22 protein-coding genes and 1 tRNA gene are annotated in these 21,048 nt (G+C 31.1%); 12 read left to right on the top strand and 11 right to left on the bottom strand.

Features of this window, described 5'->3' with window-relative positions:
• Positions 1 to 283: 283 nt before the first annotated feature.
• The 4 genes from F7018_RS12545 to F7018_RS12530 form a co-directional block, all read right to left on the bottom strand.
• Complete coding sequence (locus F7018_RS12545; RefSeq protein WP_150900406.1) at positions 284 to 1,549, bottom strand: site-specific integrase; 1,266 nt, start codon at positions 1,547 to 1,549, stop codon at positions 284 to 286.
• A gap of 225 nt (positions 1,550 to 1,774) precedes the next feature.
• Positions 1,775 to 1,848 (bottom strand) — tRNA-Arg (locus tag F7018_RS12540).
• 78 nt (positions 1,849 to 1,926) lie between these two features.
• Positions 1,927 to 2,154 carry a putative signal transducing protein gene (locus F7018_RS12535; RefSeq protein ID WP_150900405.1) on the bottom strand — a complete coding sequence of 76 codons (228 nt, stop codon included), beginning with the start codon at positions 2,152 to 2,154 and terminating at the stop codon, positions 1,927 to 1,929.
• Between the two features lie 13 nt (positions 2,155 to 2,167).
• Positions 2,168 to 2,320: an SsrA-binding protein gene (locus F7018_RS12530; protein WP_150900404.1), complete on the bottom strand. Its 153-nt coding sequence runs from the start codon at positions 2,318 to 2,320 to the stop codon at positions 2,168 to 2,170.
• Positions 2,321 to 3,270: 950 nt separating this feature from the next.
• Between F7018_RS12530 and F7018_RS12525 the strand changes: the two genes are divergently transcribed.
• The gene (locus tag F7018_RS12525) at positions 3,271 to 4,212 is read left to right on the top strand and encodes a calcium/sodium antiporter (protein ID WP_150900403.1); all 942 of its coding nucleotides are present in this window, start codon (positions 3,271 to 3,273) and stop codon (positions 4,210 to 4,212) included.
• A gap of 55 nt (positions 4,213 to 4,267) precedes the next feature.
• On the opposite strand, the gene F7018_RS12520 is transcribed toward F7018_RS12525, so the two are convergent.
• On the bottom strand, positions 4,268 to 5,278 hold the full coding sequence (locus F7018_RS12520; protein WP_150900402.1) for a glutamine synthetase beta-grasp domain-containing protein: 1,011 nt from the start codon (positions 5,276 to 5,278) through the stop codon (positions 4,268 to 4,270).
• Between the two features lie 184 nt (positions 5,279 to 5,462).
• Here F7018_RS12520 and F7018_RS12515 point away from each other — a divergent pair, with 184 nt between their 5' ends.
• From F7018_RS12515 to F7018_RS12480, 8 genes are all read left to right on the top strand, one after another.
• Positions 5,463 to 7,649, top strand: coding sequence for a glutamine synthetase III family protein (locus F7018_RS12515; protein WP_150900401.1), 2,187 nt, complete (start codon positions 5,463 to 5,465; stop codon positions 7,647 to 7,649).
• Positions 7,650 to 8,063: 414 nt separating this feature from the next.
• A complete protein-coding gene (locus F7018_RS12510; protein ID WP_150900400.1) occupies positions 8,064 to 9,068 on the top strand; it encodes a hypothetical protein in 1,005 nt (334 codons plus the stop codon).
• A gap of 65 nt (positions 9,069 to 9,133) precedes the next feature.
• Entirely contained in the window at positions 9,134 to 9,574 is a 441-nt protein-coding gene (locus F7018_RS12505; protein WP_150900399.1) for a hypothetical protein, read from the top strand.
• A gap of 25 nt (positions 9,575 to 9,599) precedes the next feature.
• Positions 9,600 to 10,328: a CsgE family curli-type amyloid fiber assembly protein gene (locus tag F7018_RS12500; RefSeq protein WP_150900398.1), complete on the top strand. Its 729-nt coding sequence runs from the start codon at positions 9,600 to 9,602 to the stop codon at positions 10,326 to 10,328.
• Positions 10,329 to 10,346: 18 nt separating this feature from the next.
• Positions 10,347 to 10,754: a curli assembly protein CsgF gene (locus tag F7018_RS12495; protein ID WP_150900397.1), complete on the top strand. Its 408-nt coding sequence runs from the start codon at positions 10,347 to 10,349 to the stop codon at positions 10,752 to 10,754.
• A 35-nt stretch (positions 10,755 to 10,789) separates the two neighbouring features.
• On the top strand, positions 10,790 to 12,103 hold the full coding sequence (locus F7018_RS12490) for a CsgG/HfaB family protein (RefSeq protein ID WP_246175174.1): 1,314 nt from the start codon (positions 10,790 to 10,792) through the stop codon (positions 12,101 to 12,103).
• An 11-nt stretch (positions 12,104 to 12,114) separates the two neighbouring features.
• Positions 12,115 to 13,626 carry a carboxypeptidase regulatory-like domain-containing protein gene (locus tag F7018_RS12485; RefSeq protein ID WP_150900395.1) on the top strand — a complete coding sequence of 504 codons (1,512 nt, stop codon included), beginning with the start codon at positions 12,115 to 12,117 and terminating at the stop codon, positions 13,624 to 13,626.
• Positions 13,627 to 13,733: 107 nt separating this feature from the next.
• A complete protein-coding gene (locus F7018_RS12480) occupies positions 13,734 to 14,912 on the top strand; it encodes an AIR synthase related protein (protein ID WP_150900548.1) in 1,179 nt (392 codons plus the stop codon).
• A 95-nt stretch (positions 14,913 to 15,007) separates the two neighbouring features.
• Here the strand turns inward: F7018_RS12480 and F7018_RS12475 are convergent, their stop codons facing one another.
• Positions 15,008 to 15,454 carry a hypothetical protein gene (locus F7018_RS12475; RefSeq protein ID WP_150900394.1) on the bottom strand — a complete coding sequence of 149 codons (447 nt, stop codon included), beginning with the start codon at positions 15,452 to 15,454 and terminating at the stop codon, positions 15,008 to 15,010.
• Positions 15,455 to 15,512: 58 nt separating this feature from the next.
• Between F7018_RS12475 and prfA the strand changes: the two genes are divergently transcribed.
• The 3 genes from prfA to F7018_RS12460 all read left to right on the top strand — a co-directional run bounded on the left by prfA (position 15,513) and on the right by F7018_RS12460 (position 17,695).
• Positions 15,513 to 16,589, top strand: coding sequence for a peptide chain release factor 1 (prfA, locus tag F7018_RS12470; RefSeq protein WP_150900393.1), 1,077 nt, complete (start codon positions 15,513 to 15,515; stop codon positions 16,587 to 16,589).
• Between the two features lie 276 nt (positions 16,590 to 16,865).
• The gene (gene rpsU, locus F7018_RS12465) at positions 16,866 to 17,054 is read left to right on the top strand and encodes a 30S ribosomal protein S21 (protein ID WP_150900392.1); all 189 of its coding nucleotides are present in this window, start codon (positions 16,866 to 16,868) and stop codon (positions 17,052 to 17,054) included.
• An 80-nt stretch (positions 17,055 to 17,134) separates the two neighbouring features.
• Positions 17,135 to 17,695, top strand: coding sequence for a Crp/Fnr family transcriptional regulator (locus F7018_RS12460; RefSeq protein WP_150900391.1), 561 nt, complete (start codon positions 17,135 to 17,137; stop codon positions 17,693 to 17,695).
• Between the two features lie 52 nt (positions 17,696 to 17,747).
• Here F7018_RS12460 and F7018_RS12455 read toward each other — a convergent pair whose 3' ends face one another.
• From F7018_RS12455 to F7018_RS12435, 5 genes are read right to left on the bottom strand one after another with little or no spacing between them, the layout of a single operon-like run.
• Positions 17,748 to 18,620 (bottom strand): DUF5777 family beta-barrel protein, encoded by an 873-nt coding sequence (locus tag F7018_RS12455; RefSeq protein ID WP_150900390.1) that lies wholly within the window; start codon positions 18,618 to 18,620, stop codon positions 17,748 to 17,750.
• On the bottom strand, positions 18,605 to 18,988 hold the full coding sequence (locus F7018_RS12450; protein ID WP_150900389.1) for a hypothetical protein: 384 nt from the start codon (positions 18,986 to 18,988) through the stop codon (positions 18,605 to 18,607). Before F7018_RS12450 ends, F7018_RS12455 begins: the two co-directional genes overlap by 16 nt.
• The gene (locus F7018_RS12445) at positions 18,966 to 19,508 is read right to left on the bottom strand and encodes a YceI family protein (RefSeq protein WP_150900388.1); all 543 of its coding nucleotides are present in this window, start codon (positions 19,506 to 19,508) and stop codon (positions 18,966 to 18,968) included. Before F7018_RS12445 ends, F7018_RS12450 begins: the two co-directional genes overlap by 23 nt.
• Positions 19,509 to 19,541: 33 nt before the next feature.
• Positions 19,542 to 19,874: a hypothetical protein gene (locus F7018_RS12440; protein WP_150900387.1), complete on the bottom strand. Its 333-nt coding sequence runs from the start codon at positions 19,872 to 19,874 to the stop codon at positions 19,542 to 19,544.
• A gap of 4 nt (positions 19,875 to 19,878) precedes the next feature.
• Entirely contained in the window at positions 19,879 to 21,036 is a 1,158-nt protein-coding gene (locus tag F7018_RS12435; protein ID WP_150900386.1) for a hypothetical protein, read from the bottom strand.
• Positions 21,037 to 21,048 lie beyond the last annotated feature (12 nt).

The following is a 21,048-nucleotide window of genomic DNA, read 5'->3' as shown; positions in this document are numbered from 1 at the left end:
TTTGCATCCGAAACAAAATCATATGTTGTTACTTTCCGTATAGAATGAACAGGAGAAAAGCTTTGAAATCGCATATCTAAAACACAGGATGGTTAAAATAATAATGAATACATTCATTCAAAAAGGTGTTCAACAATCATTGCGTTAGTAGGATTGATGAACTTCTTTTTAAAAATAAGTCAAAGGTTTTTTTGCTTTACAAGATTTAGAAATTGGATAGTAATTGAACTGCAAAAATACCGACGACTTAAAAAAATGGTTATCTAACTCTTTTGTTTTGAAATTATTGATAGTTGATATTTAGGTTTCTGTGTTTCTTCGTTTTTAAATCATTAAGCTTCAATTTTAATAAGTTAATGTCTTCACTCACTTTGCGTTCAATAACCCGAGCATAAATTTGTGTAGTAGCAATTTTTGTATGACCTAATAACTTTGAAACAGTTTCAATAGGTACACCATTACTTAGTGTTACAGTAGTTGCAAAAGTATGACGTGCCATATGAAAAGTAAGATTCTTCGTTATACCACAAGCATGAGCAACTTCTTTTAAATATAGGTTTAACTTTTCATTGGTAATTACAGGAAGTAAAGTTTTAGTTACTTGAGTAATCGGGTGATTAAAATATTTATTGATAATGTATTGAGCTTTCTCAAGAATGGGTATTTTAATTGGTGTTTTTGTTTTTTGACGTTTGGTAACTATCCAGTTATTACCATCTATGCCTTTTTGAATATTTTCTTTAGTAAGTCCCATAATATCTACATAGCTAATACCAGTATAACAGCTAAACACAAATAAATCACGAACACGGTCTAAACGATCAATAGGGAAGAAATAGTTTTCTAAATTATATAATTCGTTTTCCGATAAAAATTGACGCTCTCTTTTTTCATAAGTTGGTTTCCAGCGTAAAAAAGGGTCTCTGTCTAACCATTCTAAATGATAAGATAACGTTACAATTTTACGTAATCTTTGTAGGTGTTTCATTACAGTATTTTGACTCATCGCTTTTGGGTGTCCTTTTGGCCAAAATTCATGTAGGTAGGTTTCAAAATCGCAAATGAATTTATAGTCAAGTTGTTTCAGATAAACATCAGAAGTTTTTAATTTGGTGTTTAGAAACCGATTAATATAGCTTTCGGTTACTCCAAAATTTCTAATCGTTCCTTTAGCTAAAGTTGTTTCAATTTTTCTTCTGTGATAATCCAAAAGATTCTGAAGAGTTTTTGCTTGTTCGCCTTCGTTTAAGAAAAGGGCTTTAATGAGTTGAGCGGTAATTAACTTGTCCTGAAGTTTTAAATCCTGATAAGATTGGAAAATCTTAGAGTGAGCTTGGTCTAAAGTTCGATTTACGGTTTTGGCTTCTTGAGTAAAACCTTTTACTCGTTGTTTTTTAGCATCCCATTTAGTAATGTCTGCTTTAATTTTTAAGCTAATATTTACTCGTTTACCATTTACGGTTACACGAGTATAAATACCAGCTTTGTTGTTTACCGCTCTTTTAGAATATATCCAAAAGAAGATAGAAAATGTTGAAGTTGCACGCATGGTTGATAGTTTTATGTTAAACATTTCGTCTTACATGAAAGCCAAATCAACTATACATCATTTGTTCAAAGTGTCAACAGTGTTGACAGTTGTGTCTAAATGTTGACACTTTGCAAACATATCAAATCAAATTGTGTCAAATCTTATGTGGGTCTCAAAACCAAGAAAACCTTGCTAATCGTAGATTAAGCAAGGTTTTTTGCTCTGTTTTAGAGCTTTAAATAGTGACCTCGACAGGATTCAAACCTGTAACCTCTTGAGCCGTAATCAAGTGCGCTATTCAGTTGCGCCACGAGGCCGTTTTGCGGGTGCAAATATATGAATGTTTTTTAATTCTAAAAAATAAAAAAACAGTTTTTTTTGATTTTTTATTTGACCTATGAATTTACTTCTTCGTTAAAGTCATGAATTATTTTTTGGGCATCCTCAAAATCAGATTTATAGATAAATAAATCGCTTGAAGCTCCAGTAGTTCCAAAACCAGCAAGTCTTCCAGATTCTTTATCGTCTTTTATTAAAGTTGCTATTTTAGCTTGGTCAAGTAAGTAAGCAAGTCTGTTAATTAAGATAGAAGTTCCTGTGTAAACCTTTATATGTTCTTTCATAATAATAAAAATTTTAATCCAACGAGTTTATTGTAACAAAGGCACGCCATCCGATAATTGCTAATTGAAATTTTGATGCCTTAGAAATATCCAGTTCTTTTTTAGTAAAAGAAGGTAAAAGAGCTTTGTTAAGTTTGGCTAAAAATTTAAATATTAGTTTTTTCATTGTAAGTTGATTGTGTATCAAAAATACTGAAAAAAAATTAGTTTTATTCTAGGGAATGAATCAATTCATTCCCTAGGAATTGTTAGGTAGTTGTTTTACTTTTTCTTTTTTATCAATTTTTAGTAATGCACCTAATAGGTGTTAAGTATTCAAATAAATTACTAATGTTCTTTTTTGGTTAGACTGGTAATCCCCACAATAGTTTTATAATCCTATTAATCCCTATTTTATGGGGGTAAACCAGTGCTAATTAACTTTTTCTTTTCATAACAGTTCCAATTTCTTTTTCAATAACAAATGTTCATAGCATTTAAAATCTTTTCATAGACAAGTTTTTACTTTTTCTTCATGTTTTTAGCAGTTTTTATGGTTTATATAAAATACTTTAAAATCGGTTTGTAATTTTTCTTCTTTATTTATTACTGAACTTAAACTCCCTAAAAAATAATATTGTGGTTTTAAGTTTTGATTAAAAGAATAAATGAGTAATCAGAGTAACAATTTTTATAGCAATAATAATTAGTTTTAAAGTGATAACAATCATTAGTTTTTTGTGTTTTTTTGGTTAGTTTAATTAGTTGATTTCTTAATTGTTTTTCGAATATATGAGAAAGGAAACTATAGCACCAAAGCTTTTAAAAAGAAATAATCAAATTGAATTTTAAATTAAAGTTTAAAAAGTTATTTTGATTTAAGTTTGAAATTTGTTTTTCTTTATTTTAGTTTTGATTTGTAATTTTAATATTTATTTATTGTTTCAAATTGTAATAAAATAAAGGGCTTTTTTTTCTTGTTTTAAAAAAGTAAAGGAAAATGTAGATTGAAAAGAGGCTGTTTTTTAGGTTTTGATTTTTTGAGGGTTTAAAAAGTATAAAAAAGGTAGTGCTGTCAAGGAGGGTTTAGGGCTTGTGTATTTTCGAGTCAAAGCGCTATCTTCGCAAAAAAAATATATGAGTTTAGTTTATATAATCTTAGGATTACTATTGTTGGTACTTGGAGGAAATTGGTTGTTAAAAGCAGCAGTAGGTTTGTCATTAAAGCTAAACATACCAAAAATAGTTATTGGTATGACTGTTGTTTCTTTTGCGACTTCAGCACCAGAGTTAATAGTAAGCGTAAAATCAGCTTTGGAAGGTGCTACTGGATTGGCAGTTGGAAATGTAATAGGTTCCAATATTGCAAATATAGGTTTGGTATTAGGAATTACAGTTATTTTGTCAACAATTGAAGTTGAAAGAAGTTTCTATAAAACGGATTGGCCAGTAATGATGATTGCTTCTGTATTATTGTATTTTTTTATAGCTTTTGATAATATAATTCAGCAATATGAAGGGATAATCTTATTTTCTATGCTAATTGTATTTTTAATTTACTTATTGCGTTTTCAAAAGACAGCAGTAGTAGATGAAATGCCAGAAGATGATGAAGAGTTACCATTATATAAAATAGTACTATTCTTAGTAATTGGAGGTTTAGGATTATGGGGTGGATCAGAACTTTTAATAGATGGTTCGGTAAGTTTAGCAAAGAATATGGGGGTTAGTGATGCAGTAATTGGTGTAACTGTAGTTTCAGTAGGAACTAGTGTACCAGAGTTAGCGGCTTCTATAATTGCAGTTATAAAAAAGGAAAAAGCAATTTCATTAGGTAATTTAATAGGGTCTAATGTGTTTAATATTTTGGCAGTATTGGGAATTACAGCAATGATAACTCCTGTTGAAGTAAAACCAGACGCTTTAAGTTTAATAAACAATGATATCTATTGGATGTTAGCTATTTCATTTATAGTTTTACCATTGGTGTTTTTTCCAAAGAAATTACGTTTGAATTGGAAAGACGGGATCATTTTACTAGGAGCTTATATTTTCTTTGTATATCAAACATTAGCATAAAAATAAAATCCCGCATTTGCGGGATTTTTTATGAATTCAAAAACTAAAAATCTAATTAGATTTTTGCGCTTTTTACAGTATCGATAATTCTACCAGCTACTTTGTATGGATCAGCATTAGAAGCAGGTCTTCTATCTTCTAACCAACCTTTCCAGCCTTGCTCAACGGTAATAATTGGAATTCTAATTGAAGCTCCACGGTCAGATACACCATAACTGAAATCGTTAATAGAAGCAGTTTCGTGTAAACCAGTTAAACGTTGATCGTTATATTCTCCATAAACCTCGATATGTTCTTTAGCAACAGGTCTAAAAGCTTCACAAACTTTTTCATAAGTTTCCTTGCTTCCACAAGTTCTTAATAAAGTGTTTGAAAAGTTAGCATGCATACCAGAACCATTCCAGTCACCTTTTACAGGTTTAGGGTGATATTCAATGTAGTATCCATACTTTTCAGTTAATCTGTCTAATAAATAACGAGCTACCCATATTTCATCACCAGCTTTTTTAGCTCCTTTAGCGAATAATTGGAACTCCCATTGTCCTGAAGCTACCTCTTGATTAATTCCTTCAAATACTAAACCAGCAGCAATACATAAATCAGCATGCTCTTCTACGAAATCACGTCCGTGTGTGTTTTTTCCACCAACAGAACAGTAGTACATTCCTTGAGGTCCAGGGTATCCTCCAATAGGAAATCCTAAAGGTAATTGAGTATGAGTATCCATAATAAAATACTCTTGTTCAAAACCAAACCAAAAATCATTATCGTCGTCATCAATTTTAGCACGAGCATTAGATACGTGTGGAGTTCCGTCAGCATTTAATACTTCAGTCATTACTAAAAATCCATTCTCACGAGCTGGGTCAGGATAAATAGCTACAGGCTTTAATAAACAATCAGAGTCTCCTCCTTCAGCTTGTCTTGTAGATGAACCGTCAAAAGACCAAATTGGGCAGTCTTCTAATTTCCCACTAAAATCTTCAACAACTTTAGTTTTACTACGCATGTTTTGAGTTGGATAATATCCATCTAACCAAATGTATTCTAGTTTAGATCTAGTCATGATTTTTGTTTTGTTATTGTTTTTGAATTAATTACAATGCAAATATGTGTTATTTTTTTTATACCCTAAAATTTTTAGGGGTGTTTTTAAAAATGTTAACCTTAATTTAAATTTACCCCTCAAAAAAATAGGGTTAAATATATTTTTAATATTTTTGAAGTGATTTAATGGTAAAAAAAGAAAAATGTCTACTATCCGATTTAGAGCTTTAGAACAAACATTACATAGAAAACCAATTTTGGTTGAAGAAAAAGGAAGAAGATCAGAGTTATTTGCGCAAAATGTTTTTAATGAGCAAGCTATGCGTAAGCACATGACAAAAGAAGCCTATAACGCAGTTCAAAATGCAATTGAACTAGGAGCTAAAATAGATAGAGGAATTGCAGATCAGATTGCGCTTAGTATGAAAGAATGGGCGTTGTCAAAAGGAGCCACACATTATACACACTGGTTTCAACCATTAACAGGAGCCACCGCAGAAAAACATGACGCCTTTTTTGAACCTATAGATGGAGGAGGAGCTATGGAGCGTTTTGATGGAGGACAATTAGTACAACAAGAACCAGATGCTTCTAGTTTTCCACATGGAGGAATTAGAAATACATTTGAAGCACGTGGTTATACAGCTTGGGATCCAACTTCGCCAGCTTTTATTTATGGTACAGCTTTATGTATTCCAACTGTTTTTGTAGCATATACAGGAGAGGCGTTAGATTATAAAACTCCATTATTAAGAGCGTTACATGAAGTAGATAAAGCTGCTACAGCAGTAGCAAAGTATTTTGATAAAAATGTAAATAAAGTAAACGCTACTTTAGGTTGGGAACAAGAGTATTTCTTAATAGATATGGCTTTGGCAAAATCACGACCAGATATTAGTTTAACCGGGCGAACATTGCTAGGGCATTCATCAGCAAAAGGACAGCAACTAGATGATCATTATTTTGGAACTATTCCAACACGTGTCTTGAATTTTATGCGTGATTTAGAACAAGAGAGTCTAGTGTTAGGTATTCCTGTAAAAACACGTCATAATGAGGTAGCTCCAAATCAATTTGAATTAGCTCCTATTTTTGAAGAAGCAAATTTAGCAGTAGATCATAATTCTTTATTAATGGATGTAATGAAAAAAGTAGCGGAGAGACATTCTTTCAAGGTCCTTTTTCATGAAAAACCATTTGACGGGGTAAATGGTTCAGGAAAGCATAATAATTGGTCTTTAGCTACAAATACAGGAGTAAATCTATTAAGTCCAGGAAAAACACCAATGCGTAATTTGGAGTTTTTAACTTTTTTTATCAATACAATAAAGGCGGTAAATGATTATGAAGAGTTATTGAGAGCTTCTATTGCAAGTGCTAGTAATGATCATCGTTTAGGAGCAAATGAAGCACCACCAGCAATTATATCTGTTTTTATAGGTTCTCAATTATCTTCCGTATTGGATGAATTAGAAAATGTAACTAAAGGTAAAATTTCCCCTAAAGAAATGACTGATTTAAAGTTGAATGTAGTAGGGAAAATTCCAGAAATATTATTAGATAATACAGATAGAAATAGAACATCACCTTTTGCGTTTACAGGAAATAAATTTGAATTCAGAGCAGTAGGGTCAACAGCAAATTGTGCTAATGCAATGACTGTATTGAATACTATTGTAGCAAAACAATTAATCGAGTTTAAAAAAGAGGTAGATGCTTATATAGATAAGCATTCAGTAAAAAAAGATGATGCCATTTTTAATGTTTTAAGAGAATACATAAAAGCATCAAAAAATATACGTTTTGAAGGGAATGGTTATGGAAAAGAATGGGAAACGGAAGCAAAAAAGAGAAAGTTAAGTAATCACAAAACTACCCCAGAAGCATTACAGGCTAAGATATCAAAGCCTACAATTCAGCTATATGAAGAAATGGGTATAATGAATGAGGTAGAATGTAAGGCTCGTTATGAAATAGAGATTGAAGAGTATAGTTTACGTTTACAAATAGAATCTAGAGTATTGGCTGATATATCTAGAAACCATGTAGTCCCAACAGCAATTAAGTACCAAAATATTCTAGTAGATAATGTGAAAGGTTTAAAAGAAATTTATGGAACTTCTTTTAAAACAATAGCAAAGGAACAAATGACTCTTATTGAGTCAATTTCAGAGCATATTGAAAAAATAAATCATTTAGTAAGTTTAATGATTGAAGAAAGAAAAAAAGGAAATGCGATGAGTAATTCAGATAAAAAAGCATTCCATTACTGTAATAAAGTAAAACCTTACTTTGATAAAGTACGTTATCATTGTGATAAATTAGAGCTAATGGTAGATGATAATTTATGGCCCTTGGCTAAATATAGAGAATTACTTTTTACAAGATAAATACGATGGTATTTATAGAAATATCTTGTTTAAAAAAGGGGGAAAACCCCTTTTTTTTATGCTAATTATAAAATAAAAATTCTCTTTCTTTCCCCTATAATTCCTTGTTTTTTTAATTTTTTGAAAAACGAAAAACAAAGCTATGTTGTTGATTACTATTTTAATAAAAGGTTAAAATTTGTATCTTAGCTATGTTTAAACACGCAAACTATATATAGTTTTTAGTACTACCTTTATAACATTATAATAGGTTGATGAAAATGAAAAGATGACACACCTCAGTCATATCATTTTACCCTAGTAATTTTATTCTACCCCAATTTTAATAGCACCCCATAATCGTTATAAGCTTATTTGTAGCGGATAAATATGGTGTGTTAAAAATTTAACTAACGTATTTTAAAATTATTAATTATGAAAAAATTATTAATAGTAGCTTTATGTTTAGCTACAGGTATGGCATTTTCGCAGGCTCGAAATGTTCAAACAAGTCAAGGAAATGAAGGAGCTATAGCTAAAAAGGCTGGAGTGTCAGAGCATGCAATGGAGAGACCTTTACAAGAAAGGCCAACATGTCCAGAATGTGAAGTAGTGCAAGCAGATTGTGCTCCAGATGGCTTTATTCCAGCAGATAAGAATAAGGTTAGTATTCAGCAAGTAGGTGATAATAATGAGGCAAAAGCAACTCAAAGTGGTCACCGTAATATGTCGTTAATAAGACAAAATAATACTGCTGGTAGTGTTGCGCCACCAACAGGTAATTTAGCTTCAACAGATCAAGGAGGTCAAAGAAACGGAGCAAATATTAAGCAATACGGTGATGACAATACATCTCGTATTTTCCAAAGAGGTAATGATAACTATGCTAAAGTAGATATAGGAGTTGGGCATGCAGAAGGAAACTTAACATATGCCTTGCAAGTAGGAGATGGGAATAAGGCTTCTCAAAAACAGCGATATGATAATAATAAAGCTGCTTTATACCAATGGGGTAACAACAATTCGGTTGTTCAAGACCAGTCTAGTGGACCAAATGGGTCTAGCGGTAGTGAGGCGTTTGCTAATCAAGTAGGAGATGGTAACTCTATAGAGCAAAATCAAACAGGTTCGCATAACTATGCGTCTGCTTATCAAACAGGTAATAATAATGAGTCTGAAGAAACTCAGGTAACAATTACTGATGATCCAACAGTTTGTAATATCTCTACTGTTAACCAAGTAGGAGATGATAACAAATCATGTGTTGATCAAGATTCACAAGGAGGAAATAACTGTAGTTTAGTAAATCAGTTAGGTAATCAAAACCGTTCTCAAGTAAATCAAACTGCTTTACAAGGAGGTAGTAATGCTTCATGTGTATTGCAAAAAGGTAATATGAATACAGCTCAGGTTACTCAAACTGGACCAGGAGGTATATAAGATTTTTATATGGGGTGAGATTATTTTCTCACTCCATATTTTATATAATTTATAAAAAAAGAAAAATGTTAACATTTAAGAGAGTAGTTTTTGCTTTTATGTTTATGATTCTTGCTACTGCTGTTCAAGGGCAAGATGAGAAACTACCAAGTTATTTTTCGAATGAAGAGTTACAATTAAATAATTTAAATATAGTTGGTGATTTCTCCTATGATTTTAAAACAAAGTCAAAAGAAGTAATAAGTACAATTTCGTTGAAGCAAATAGGTGATGAAAATATAGCAAAAATAGACGATAGAGCTTCATTAGGGAAACACAAGGTTTATCAAATAGGTGATAGGAATAATTACCAGTTTATAAATTATAGAAATACCATGTCTATAGACTTAGGAATTTTGCAAACGGGAAATGAAAATTCGTTGAGGATTCAAGGAACAAATTCAATATTTAAAAACCTAAAAATAGCACAGTTTGGAGGTGCAAGAATGAGTGTAATTAATTATTAGTGTTTAATAAATAAGTTGAAAGGAGATGAAAAGGAAAAATTTGTTTTTAGTTTTAATTAGTTGTTTTTGTTTGTCTTATGTGTATTCTCAAGAATTCGGTAAACGAAATGTAAAAGGAAAAATAAATTTAATTAAAGTAGACGATTTTTTAACATTAAGAGCTCTGGTAGTAAATGAAGAAGCGTTTTTTATAGATAAGCTTAATTACAATTTTGTAGCTCTAAAAAAAGGGATTTCTGGGAATTATTCTAAAAGTAATCAAACAGAAGATTTTTCTTTGAAACCGAGGGAAGAAAAACAGTTGTCTACTATAAAAATAAATATGAAAAAAGGAGAGGAGTTGAGAGTGTATTTATTCATTAAGTATGAAGATAAATTAATACATCGAGATACATTGTTTTTAGGGCAAAAAATTAAAACTGTAAAAAGAAAACAAAAAGTTAGTGAACAACAATACCTAATTAGGGGAATTGTAATTGATGAAGCAATTACAAGAATAGGTAAAGATTATCATGATTTTTTTTATAAAGAGTATTTAGTAACAGGTAAAAATTACCCCTTTATTATAAAGATAGTTGAAAAACCAGCGCTTGGTCGAAGTAGTATGATATCGGTAGAGGTAGATGGAAAGAAGGTGCATGAGTTTTTCGCAAGACCTACAGAAGATTATTTAAAGTCTAATGTAGTGTATGCAATGAGGAAACTAAGAAGATATAACCAAACAAGGAAAACAACTTTCCAAAATAAAATTTAACCCAATTAAAATATTATTATGAAGAAAAAATTACTGTTTATTTTGTTTTTTATAACAAGTTTTGTGTATTCACAAGATTTAGTTTACCGCCCAATAAGTCCTTTTTTTGGAGGAGATACTTTTAATTATCAGCAAATTATAGCATCGGTAACAGCACAAAACGATTTTACCGAGGAGGATGATAATCAAAGAGATGTGCCAACTAATTTAGAAAATTTCACTAATAGTTTAAATAATAGACTGTTGAGTTCTTTATCGCAAAGTTTGTTTCAACAACAATTAGGGAATACGAATTTAACAGTAGGTACCTACACTTTTGGAGACTTGGTGGTAGAAATTACACCAGGTACTAATGGTTTAAATGTAAGTATACTTAATGTTACTACAGGTGAACAGACGCAAATTACAATCCCTAACGGTAACTAAAAATAACTATGAAAAAATGTATAAGTATAATTTACATGTTAATATTATGTGTATTAACAAGCTGCGGAACTTATTTTAATCAACCATTAGTACAAACTAAAGCAAGAATAGGAGAAAATACATCTCCAGAAGCCTTAGCTAAAAGTTTTTTACCAGCGAATAAAATTATTGTAGGAGTTTATAAATTTCGAGATCAAACAGGGCAATACAAGCCTGTACAAAATGGATCTACATTCAGTACTGCAGTAACACAAGGAGGTACAACAATTTTATTAAAATCATTGGAAGAGTCGGGTTGGTTTAGACCTATAGAAAGAGAAAATATAGGGAACCTTTTAAATGAGCGTCAAATAATTAGAAATACAAGGCAAGAGTATGCAAATGGAAAGAAGGTAACTATGCCACCATTACTCTTTGCAGGTACAATTATAGAAGGTGGGGTTGTTTCGTATGATTCTAATATAATAACAGGAGGCTCTGGTCTGCGTTATTTTGGTGTAGGTGCATCAAATCAATATCGTCAGGATCGAATAACTGTTTATTTAAGAATTGTTTCTACTTCAACAGGAGAAATTTTAAAGAATGTTTATGTTTCGAAAACAATACTTTCTCAAGGAATATCAGCAAACTTATATCGCTATGTTTCCTTAAGAAGACTATTGGAAGCTGAAACTGGAGTAACAAAAAATGAACCTTCTCAGTTAGCGGTAAAAGAAGCAATAGATAAGGCAGTTGATTTATTAATAGTAGAAGGAATAGTAGATGGGATATGGCAGCCTAAAGGAGGAAAGCCGGCTATAAATTATATAAAGGAAGTTTATAAAAAAGAAAAAGAAGAGGCTCAAAATACAAAGCTGTTTAATAGAAAAGAAGAAAAAAGAAGAGAGAAATTTGCAGTAGGAGCAAGTTTGGGCGCTTCAAGAATCAGTGGAGATTACGCTAGTCCAACTTATCAGTTTGGATTCGATTTAAAATTTAAATATATGTTTGAAGATCCCAAATTTAATTTTTGGGTAACCTTAGGGAGGTTTGAATTAGATAATAAGAGAACTTTTCATGAAACATTTATAACTTCAGGACTTAATTTTGAATATACAATCTTGCCTTATGAAAGATTTACACCTTATATCTATGGTGGAATAGGGTCCATATCAAGAGAAAATTTAGAAGATACTTTTTTTAAATTCCAGGGAGGACTTGGAGTAGAATATTTAATTACAAACAAGGTTGGACTTTTTGTAAATGGAGAATACAACATGTTGCTAAGTGATAACTTAGATAGACAAATAGTTGGTGAGAAAAACGATTTAGTATGGCGTTTTGGTGCAGGTATTAATGTCTATTTTTAAAAGAAATTTAGATGAGAAAAGTAATAAAAATAATAAGCTTGCTATTAATAACACTTGTTTTTATTCAGTGTGGAGAAGATGGTACTATAGGATTGATAGAGTATGGAGATTTAACAGGGAAAGTTGTAAAAAAGGATGGTTTTGTGCCTTTAGAAAATGTGAAAATAACCTTGTCGCCTACAAATAATACAACGTTTACAGATGCGGAAGGGAATTTTAAATTTGAAAGAATAGAAGTACAAGAGTATTCAGTGCAAGCAACTAAAGAAGGATATTTAGATAAGTTTGAAGGAGCTACAGTAACTGTGGAAGCTGTAGTTAATGTAGTGTTAGAGTTAGAAATATCAACAGCGTTAAATAAGCCACCAACAAAACCAGAATTATTAACGCCTACTGATGGAGCAGAAGATTTACCAAACGAAGTAGAGTTAACATGGGAATCGACAGATCCTGAGGAAGATGAGTTAACTTATGTGTTAGAACTTAGAAATGATTTTAATAACGATGTAACCAGAATTACAGATATAAAAGAGAAAAAATATCTATTGTCAAATTTGAAATATGGAGGAAAGTATTTTTGGAGTATAGAAGTAACGGATGGAATAAATGCAGAAGTAGTAAGTAGTATTCGGTCGTTTACGGTAAAAGAAGATCCAGGAAATCGATATTTTTATGTGAAAAATGAAGGTGGAAATAATGTAATTTATTCATCAAGTTTTAATGAAACCAACAATGAAGTTTCAAATACGGTTCAATTAACCGATCCTAATTTGAATTCATGGAGACCAAGAAAAAGTAACGTAGCGAATTTGATAGCTTTTTTAAGGATAGATAATAATGAAGCACATATTTATACAATGAAAACCAATGGAAATGATGTTCAAAAAGTAACGTCAACAGTCCCAGTAGCTGGTTTTAATTTAAACGAAATGGATTTTTCATGGTCGCCAGATGGAAGTAAATTGGTATATTCTAATTTTGATAAATTATATTCAATAAATAAAGATGGTAGCGGCTTACAAAGTATTTATGAAACGACAGATGGAAGTTTAATAACGGAGTGCGATTGGAGTAGTGATGGAACTAAAATAGCTATAAAAACCAATAATGCAAATGGATATGATGGAGCAATACTGATTATTGATATGAATGGGAATGTGTTGAATACTGTAATATCAGGAGTTGTTGGAGCTATGGGAGGAATCAATTTGTCAGCATCAGGAAATAAATTATTGTTTACAAGAGATATTTCAAATCATCAGGCTACAAATTACAGGCAATTAGATACCAGATTGTTTATTTACGATTTTACAGATATGAGTTTTACAGATATTTCAAATGTTGAAAAGGAAAGTGGAACAAATGATTTGGATCCACGATTTTCACCAAATGAAGCAGAAGTTATTTTTGTAAATACATCTAACGATGGAATTTCACAAAAAAATATTATGAGAACTAACTTAGTAGGAAATATAGAACGTAGAATGGTGTTTGCAAATGCTATAATGCCAGATTGGGAATAATGTTATATAACTAACTCAAAATTAAAAAGCGAACGTTAAAAAACGTTCGCTTTTTTCTTGATATGAAATTAAGAAAAACTAACTTTGCAGTAACAACAACACAACAAATGAGTAACGAAATATCTAAACGCTACGCACAACGCGGAGTATCGGCATCTAAAGAAGATGTTCATAATGCTATTAAGAATATTGATAAAGGATTGTTCCCAAAGGCATTTTGTAAAATTGTTCCAGATTATTTAACGAACGACGATGATTACTGCTTAATTATGCATGCAGATGGAGCAGGAACAAAATCGTCATTAGCATATATGTATTGGAAAGAAACAGGAGATATTTCTGTTTGGAAAGGAATTGCACAAGATGCATTAATAATGAATATTGACGATTTATTATGTGTAGGAGCAACTGACAATATCATGTTATCTTCTACAATAGGACGTAATAAAAGTAATATTCCAGGAGAAGTTTTATCGGCAATAATCAACGGGACAGAAGAATTAATTTCTGAACTAAAAGATTTTGGAGTAACAATTCACTCAACAGGAGGAGAAACCGCAGATGTAGGAGATTTAGTTCGTACAATTATTGTTGATTCTACTGTAACGGCAAGAATGAAACGTGCCGATGTAATTGATAATGCCAATATAAAAGCAGGAGATGTTATTGTAGGTTTGGAATCTTTTGGACAAGCAACTTATGAAAAAGAATATAATGGTGGAATGGGGTCTAATGGACTAACATCAGCTCGTCATGATGTATTTCATAAATATTTAGCTGAGAAATATCCAGAAAGTTTTGATGCTTCGGTACCAGAAGAATTAGTGTATTCAGGAAACACAAAGCTTACCGATGAGGTTGAGAACTCGCCAATAGATGCTGGGAAATTAGTTTTGTCACCTACAAGAACTTATGCGCCAATAATAAAAGAAATATTATCAAAGTTTTCTTCAGATAAAGTACATGGAATGATACATTGTTCAGGAGGAGCGCAAACTAAAATTTTACATTTTGTAGATGAGTTGCATATAGTAAAAGACAATATGTTTCCAATACCACCATTGTTTAAGTTGATTCAAGAACAATCAAAGACAGACTGGAAAGAAATGTATCAGGTGTTTAACTGTGGGCATAGAATGGAATTGTATGTGTCTGAAGAAGTCGCAGAAGAAATTATAGCAATTTCAAAATCATACAATGTAAATGCGCAAATAGTTGGAAAGGTAGAGGCTTCAGATAAAAAGAAGCTAACTATCAAAAGCGAATACGGAACATTTGAATATTAAAATAAAACAAATAAAAAAGCCTTAGAGAATTCTAAGGCTTTTTTATGCAATAAAACTAACACAGTTTTTCAATAGTGATATTGAATCTAGGTTGGTTATTCTATTTTATTGAATATAAAATCAATAGAAAATTCATCGTTGGAAATTTTACATTTCAATTGCTGACCGTCCATATAGTAATTAATTTTTTTAGGAAATTCATTTTGTTCATTTTCAGATATAAAAGAAGAATCAGTTTGTTGTGTAAATTTAAATAACGTAGGTTGCTCATTCACACCTACAATTTTTAAATGCAAGATATTTTGAATAGAAACAATGCTCATAGTTTCTTTAAAAACGGTATCGTTTTCTTGTAGCGTAAAACCAATTCCGGTTAGATCTTTATTCCAAAACTCAAAAGTTGTTTTGGTAGGTTTTTCGTTTAAACGTTGCCATTTTCCTTGTAGCCAATTAGGTTTTTGGGTTTCTTTTTGACAAGAAAAAAGTAGAATAGAAAAAAGTATAATTAGATAGTAACGCATATTTTTGCTCTTAAAAGACATAAAGATAGAGATAAAATTCGATAAAAAATCGTAAATTCGCACCCCAAGAAAAGATACAATGCTAGATAAATTACAGATAGTTAAGCAACGTTTTGATGAGGTTTCAGATTTAATCATTCAACCAGATGTTATTTCTGATCAGAAGCGTTATGTGCAATTAAATAAAGAATACAAAGACTTAGGAAAGGTTGTTAAAAAAGCAGATGAGTACAAAGGTCTTTTAGATACCATAGAAGAAGCTAAAGAAATTATTTCTGATGGAAGTGATGCAGAAATGGTAGAAATGGCTAAAATGGAAATGGATGATGCAAAAGTTAGAATTCCACAATTGGAAGAAGAAATTAAGTTTTTGCTAATACCAAAAGATCCAGAAGATGGTAAAAATGCTGTAGTAGAATTACGTGCAGGTACAGGAGGAGATGAAGCAAGTATTTTTGCTGGAGATTTATTTAGAATGTATACGAAGTACTGTGAAGGTAAAGGTTGGAAAGTATCTACAGTAGATTTTTCTGAAGGAACCAATGGAGGGTTTAAAGAAATCCAATTTGAAGTTTCAGGAGAAGATGTATATGGAACTTTAAAGTTTGAAGCAGGAGTACACCGTGTACAACGTGTACCACAAACAGAAACACAAGGACGTGTGCATACTTCGGCAGCAACTTGTATGGTTTTCCCAGAAGCAGAAGAGTTTGATGTTGAAATTAATCCAAAAGATGTTCGTATTGATTATTTCTGTTCTTCAGGACCAGGAGGTCAGTCAGTAAATACAACTTACTCGGCGGTACGTTTAACACACATACCTACAGGATTAGTAGCGCAGTGTCAAGACCAAAAGTCGCAACATAAAAATAAAGAAAAAGCATTTAAAGTATTACGTTCTCGTTTATACGATTTAGAGTTAGCAAAGAAACAAGAGGCTGATGCAGCTAAACGTGGTTCTATGGTAACATCGGGAGACCGTTCAGCAAAAATTAGAACATACAATTATCCACAAGGTCGTGTAACCGATCATAGAATTGGATTAACGTTATATGATTTATCTAATATTGTTAATGGAGATATTCAGAAAATTATAGACGAATTAATGCTAGCAGAAAATACTTCCAAACTTAAAGAGTTAGGAGAAACTATCTAATAAAAAGACCAATCAACGATTGGTCTTTTTTATTTTGTTATTCCTTGTAAAACAGGAGAATAAATAGTATCTTGTAGAGATATTAATATTCTATCCGTAATAAGGAGAAAATCTACACATCTATAATACTATTTTTCTGAAGCCCCTCAGGTATTCATAGTTTTCTTTAAGTAAAGCATTTTTATTAGAATTTTTAATTAAGAGAGTAAGTCATTATATCAATAGCCCTAAACTGATAAGGTTATTGGAGTATTAACCCATAAATAAATTAGATATATGTTAAAAATAATAGTAAAAGAAGGCGAGAATATTGATAGAGCTTTAAAACGATATAAACGTAAATTTAGAAATGTAAAAATTTTACAAGAATTAAGAGAGCGTAAACAGTTTACGAAGCCATCAGTAGCAAGAAGAGCACAAATACAAAAAGCAGCCTACAGAGAAAAATTATTAAAACAAGAATAGTTAGAAGTATTTGATTAGTTTAGAATGTTTGTAAATACATAAATGGGAGTATTTTACGAAGTATTTCTTAATTTTGTTTCATGCAGAGTTTTATTGATTTTATTAAACAACACATTTTTATTTCAGAAGAAATTGAAGCGGCAATAAAAAGTGTTGCCGTGGAAAAAGAGTACCTTAAAAATGATTTATTGGTCGAAGAAGGAAAGACTTGTAAATATTTATATTTTTTAACTGAAGGAACAGTAAGAGCTTATTTGTATTTAAAAGGAAAAGACATAACGAATTGGGTTTATCCAGAAAATTCAATGTTTACTTCTTGGCATAGTTATATTTTAAGAAAACCTTCTTCAGAATATATTGAAGTTACTAATGATGCTAAGGTAATAGCTATTTCTTATGATGATTGGCAGGAGTTATATCAGAAATACCCTAAGTTAGAACGTTTTGGACGTTTAATAATGGAAGAACAAATCGGGTTAATTGACGATTTTTATAAAGGGTATTATTTCTTAACAGCAAAAGAAAAGTATGAGTTATTAATTAAAGCATACCCTAAGATAATTCAAATAGCTAATTTAGGACATATAGCTTCAATGTTAGGAATTAGTCAAGAAACATTAAGTAGAATTCGTGGAAAATAAAATAGGCTTCCTTATTTAAAAGAAAGCCTAACAAGAGCTGAGTTCTATGAGATTAAAAAACTCTTACAACATTAAACCCAAAAGAAATATCCCCTTTGGTCCAATCCCCTTCAGCCTTTGTTAAGAAAGCGCTGTCGTTGCTTGCCCTTGCGTTGGAAAATAATAGTTGAAAAACATGACCCCCTGTTTCAATATCAATTCCCAATGTTAAAGGATTTTTATAAATAGAATTTTTGTTTCTACTAAAATTGTGAGCATAATCTAAGTTAACACTCATACGTTTACTTACTTTTAATCGACCTCCAACACCCATTAAAAATTGATTGTGTGTATTACCACCAGTAACAGTGTGGTCTTGTAAGTTTTGACGAACAAACGAAGGAGCAATTTCGAGAGATAAGTTCTTAGAAACTCTTCGTGAAGCAAGTAATTGAAAAGTATAACTCATACGATCACCAAATTTTAAATTAGGATATTTTTCCTTTTTTAATTCAGAATTTATATCCGCACTAGCATACCCTACTAAGTTTAATGGAAACTTGCTTGATTGCTTTGTAAAACGAACTTTTGCAGTACCGGAATAAGTTTTTTCAAAACTATCTCTACTTAAACTTAATTGAACTCCTTCCCAAAAGCTATAAGCTAATTGAATTTTAGTGTTTGCTTGATCTAATCCAAAAAACTCATCAACACCATCTTTTAAAGAACCAAAACGATGAGCAACAATTAAGTATAAATCACCTTTGTCTGCAATTTTAGTAGATTGTAAGTTTCCAATTTGCATTGCTTTAAAAGCAGGTAGAGCAAATAGTTTTTCATTTTTAGTTTCATTGTCTAATTCATCTAATAAATCGTCTTGAGCAAAAGTTTTTATAGATGTAAAAACAATTAAAAAAGTTATGATGTATTTTATTTTAATATGCATTGTTCTAATTTTAATTCGTCTAATAAATCATCGTATCCTATAACACGACCTTTAATTTGTATGTTGTCATTTTCTTTTATGGAAAGTCTAGCATCAGTATTCTTTAACTGGCAGTAGATTTGATTTTCTAAGGAGATACCGTTTTCATCAATAGCAGTTACTTTGCCAGACAGTTGTACAACTTTTGTGTTCCATTCAGAAAAATTCTGACTTACTTTTTGTAAAAAAACTGTCGAGCTTCCTTCAAAATCTACATTTAGCTCTTCAATTGTTTTATGAGGTTTATAAGCGTACTTGTATGCTGAATATCCTCCTATAAGCAAAATGAAGAGTGCAACCAAAAACTTATTTCTTTTCAACCAATTCATAAGCTATAGAAATGTTTATTTGCTCAGCTATTTTCTTGCGAACAATACTTGGTATTTTAATACCAAAATCTTGAGGTTGTACAAAGAATTTAGAGCTTAACATAATTTTATTGTTTTTTAAAACAACCTTGGCAGTAGTGCTTACTTTTTTCTTTTTTCCACGAACCGTAATAGTTCCTTTTAACGGAAACTCTTTTGAACTTGATAAATTTTCTAAAGAAAACCCTTCTAATTTTCCTCTAAAAGTAGCTTTAGGGTATTGATCGCTGTCCATATAGTTTTCATTAAAATGCTCTTGCATTAAAGCAACTTTAAATTTAAAAGCAGTAATAAATAGTTGGGCAGCAATATCGCCAGTATTGGTTTTTAAAATAGCTGTAGAGCTATTATTAGTAGCTTCAACAGGTTCAAATGCTTCTACAGAAGCTTTAAAATGTGTGCTACCAGTTCTAGTAAAATATTTTTGAGCAGCAATTGATTGACTAAGCAATATAATTGCTAGGATAATTATTTTTTTCATGTAATTACGTTTTGTATTTTGAAACAAGTTGAATTATTCTAAAAAGCCATCAGCTTTCCATTTATCAATAAGCGCTCTTTTTTCAGCAGTAACAAGTCCACTTTGAGGCATTGGGCTTGCTGCATCGTTCATTCTGGCGATTAGAGTTCCAAACTGGGCAGAGTTTTTAACTTGCTCGTATGTTTCTAAGATTAATCCTTTTCTTGGGTTTACAGAACTGTGACAGGTCAAACAATTATTGTAAATAATAGGTTGTATATCTTTAGTGTAAGTTACTGTTCTGTCAATAACATTAGGTAATGGTATTTCTGCTTTTGTACAACTAACCATTAAAGCTACGATTGAGATATAAAATACTTTTTTCATCTTTTTAATTTTGAACATCAATATTGGTTACGTTTTCTGTTTTGTTTTCTAATGGTGCTACGGTAATTTTTTTACTAATGCTTAAAATATCACCTTGATTTGGAGCACCATCACCATTCTTATCAGCAATAACAGTTAAGTAATATTCTCCAGGATGTAGATAGGTAAATAAGAATGTGTCTTCTTTGTTTTCTAAGTTTGGAAAATGTAGTAAAGTATCAAAAGCGTCAGTGTTTGAAGTTAAATAACCATTATTGTCAGTTAATGGGTCTCTTGAGAGATATACCAATAAATTAGTATCAGTAATTTGATTGTTTCTAGTTAAATTAACAGTTAAAGTACCTAGTCTAGGATGGTCAGTAATTTGGTATGGATCTCCAGATTGAGGTGCTAATTCATAAACATCATTATTAGCTTGTTGTGCTAAAAATGTTGCAGATGTTGCGTTCTTTTCCCCTTGTTTTACATATAAATTTTCTGCTTTAAAACCATCAGCAAAATCTAACCCATCGTCAATAGCATTTTGAGGATAATTAGTAGCACTTGCAGCAGCTTGAGCTAATTCCATATGCATTTTCTTTCCTTTGAAAGTCATATGACGTGTTGGAATTCTACTTCCTAAATTACTTGTGTATGAGTTAAAGTATAAACTGTCATTTTTAAAACGTAGTTCAAATGACATAATGTTTTTATTACCAATGGCATCTACAAAACGATAATATTTACCTTCAGAATTTCTGTCTTCTACTTTGTCTAAAACAAAATAACTAGTTCTATAAATACCACTTAATAGTCCACCATTACGCCCCATGATAGTTCTTTTACCTTTGTAATTTGTTACAAAAAATGAAGTAAGTAGGTTTCCTAAAGAACCACCTTCATGAATACCGTGAATATGTGATTTTGAAATGGCTCTGTAATCCCATGCAAACCAAGCATAATCATCGGCAATAACTCTATTACTACCTACCCAATGACCTTGCATTTTTTCAAAAAAATCAAAACCATCAGTATTAATATCGGCAGGAATAACTTCTGCTACAGGTTGAGGATTAGGATTAGGTGTTGGAGTTGTTCCTCCTGTAATATCTCTAATTGCATCTTCACAACTTGCAAGAGCAAGTGTTATACATAACCCGAAAAGGATGTGTCTTTTTTTCATAATTTAGTTTTT

The sequence above is a fragment of the Tenacibaculum aiptasiae genome (assembly GCF_008806755.1).
GTDB classification, from domain to species: Bacteria; Bacteroidota; Bacteroidia; order Flavobacteriales; family Flavobacteriaceae; genus Polaribacter; species Polaribacter aiptasiae.
Note: the sequence above shows the minus strand (reverse complement) of the source record. Positions and strands in the feature narration are given on the sequence as shown.

Coding starts and splice junctions, on each gene's coding strand:
- F7018_RS12545 (WP_150900406.1), bottom strand. CDS start 1,549: ATGCGTGCAACTTCAACATTTTCTATCTTCTTTTGGATATATTCTAAA.
- F7018_RS12535 (WP_150900405.1), bottom strand. CDS start 2,154: ATGAAAGAACATATAAAGGTTTACACAGGAACTTCTATCTTAATTAAC.
- F7018_RS12530 (WP_150900404.1), bottom strand. CDS start 2,320: ATGAAAAAACTAATATTTAAATTTTTAGCCAAACTTAACAAAGCTCTT.
- F7018_RS12525 (WP_150900403.1), top strand. CDS start 3,271: ATGAGTTTAGTTTATATAATCTTAGGATTACTATTGTTGGTACTTGGA.
- F7018_RS12520 (WP_150900402.1), bottom strand. CDS start 5,278: ATGACTAGATCTAAACTAGAATACATTTGGTTAGATGGATATTATCCA.
- F7018_RS12515 (WP_150900401.1), top strand. CDS start 5,463: ATGTCTACTATCCGATTTAGAGCTTTAGAACAAACATTACATAGAAAA.
- F7018_RS12510 (WP_150900400.1), top strand. CDS start 8,064: ATGAAAAAATTATTAATAGTAGCTTTATGTTTAGCTACAGGTATGGCA.
- F7018_RS12505 (WP_150900399.1), top strand. CDS start 9,134: ATGTTAACATTTAAGAGAGTAGTTTTTGCTTTTATGTTTATGATTCTT.
- F7018_RS12500 (WP_150900398.1), top strand. CDS start 9,600: ATGAAAAGGAAAAATTTGTTTTTAGTTTTAATTAGTTGTTTTTGTTTG.
- F7018_RS12495 (WP_150900397.1), top strand. CDS start 10,347: ATGAAGAAAAAATTACTGTTTATTTTGTTTTTTATAACAAGTTTTGTG.
- F7018_RS12490 (WP_246175174.1), top strand. CDS start 10,790: ATGTTAATATTATGTGTATTAACAAGCTGCGGAACTTATTTTAATCAA.
- F7018_RS12485 (WP_150900395.1), top strand. CDS start 12,115: ATGAGAAAAGTAATAAAAATAATAAGCTTGCTATTAATAACACTTGTT.
- F7018_RS12480 (WP_150900548.1), top strand. CDS start 13,734: ATGAGTAACGAAATATCTAAACGCTACGCACAACGCGGAGTATCGGCA.
- F7018_RS12475 (WP_150900394.1), bottom strand. CDS start 15,454: ATGTCTTTTAAGAGCAAAAATATGCGTTACTATCTAATTATACTTTTT.
- prfA (WP_150900393.1), top strand. CDS start 15,513: ATGCTAGATAAATTACAGATAGTTAAGCAACGTTTTGATGAGGTTTCA.
- rpsU (WP_150900392.1), top strand. CDS start 16,866: ATGTTAAAAATAATAGTAAAAGAAGGCGAGAATATTGATAGAGCTTTA.
- F7018_RS12460 (WP_150900391.1), top strand. CDS start 17,135: ATGCAGAGTTTTATTGATTTTATTAAACAACACATTTTTATTTCAGAA.
- F7018_RS12455 (WP_150900390.1), bottom strand. CDS start 18,620: ATGCATATTAAAATAAAATACATCATAACTTTTTTAATTGTTTTTACA.
- F7018_RS12450 (WP_150900389.1), bottom strand. CDS start 18,988: ATGAATTGGTTGAAAAGAAATAAGTTTTTGGTTGCACTCTTCATTTTG.
- F7018_RS12445 (WP_150900388.1), bottom strand. CDS start 19,508: ATGAAAAAAATAATTATCCTAGCAATTATATTGCTTAGTCAATCAATT.
- F7018_RS12440 (WP_150900387.1), bottom strand. CDS start 19,874: ATGAAAAAAGTATTTTATATCTCAATCGTAGCTTTAATGGTTAGTTGT.
- F7018_RS12435 (WP_150900386.1), bottom strand. CDS start 21,036: ATGAAAAAAAGACACATCCTTTTCGGGTTATGTATAACACTTGCTCTT.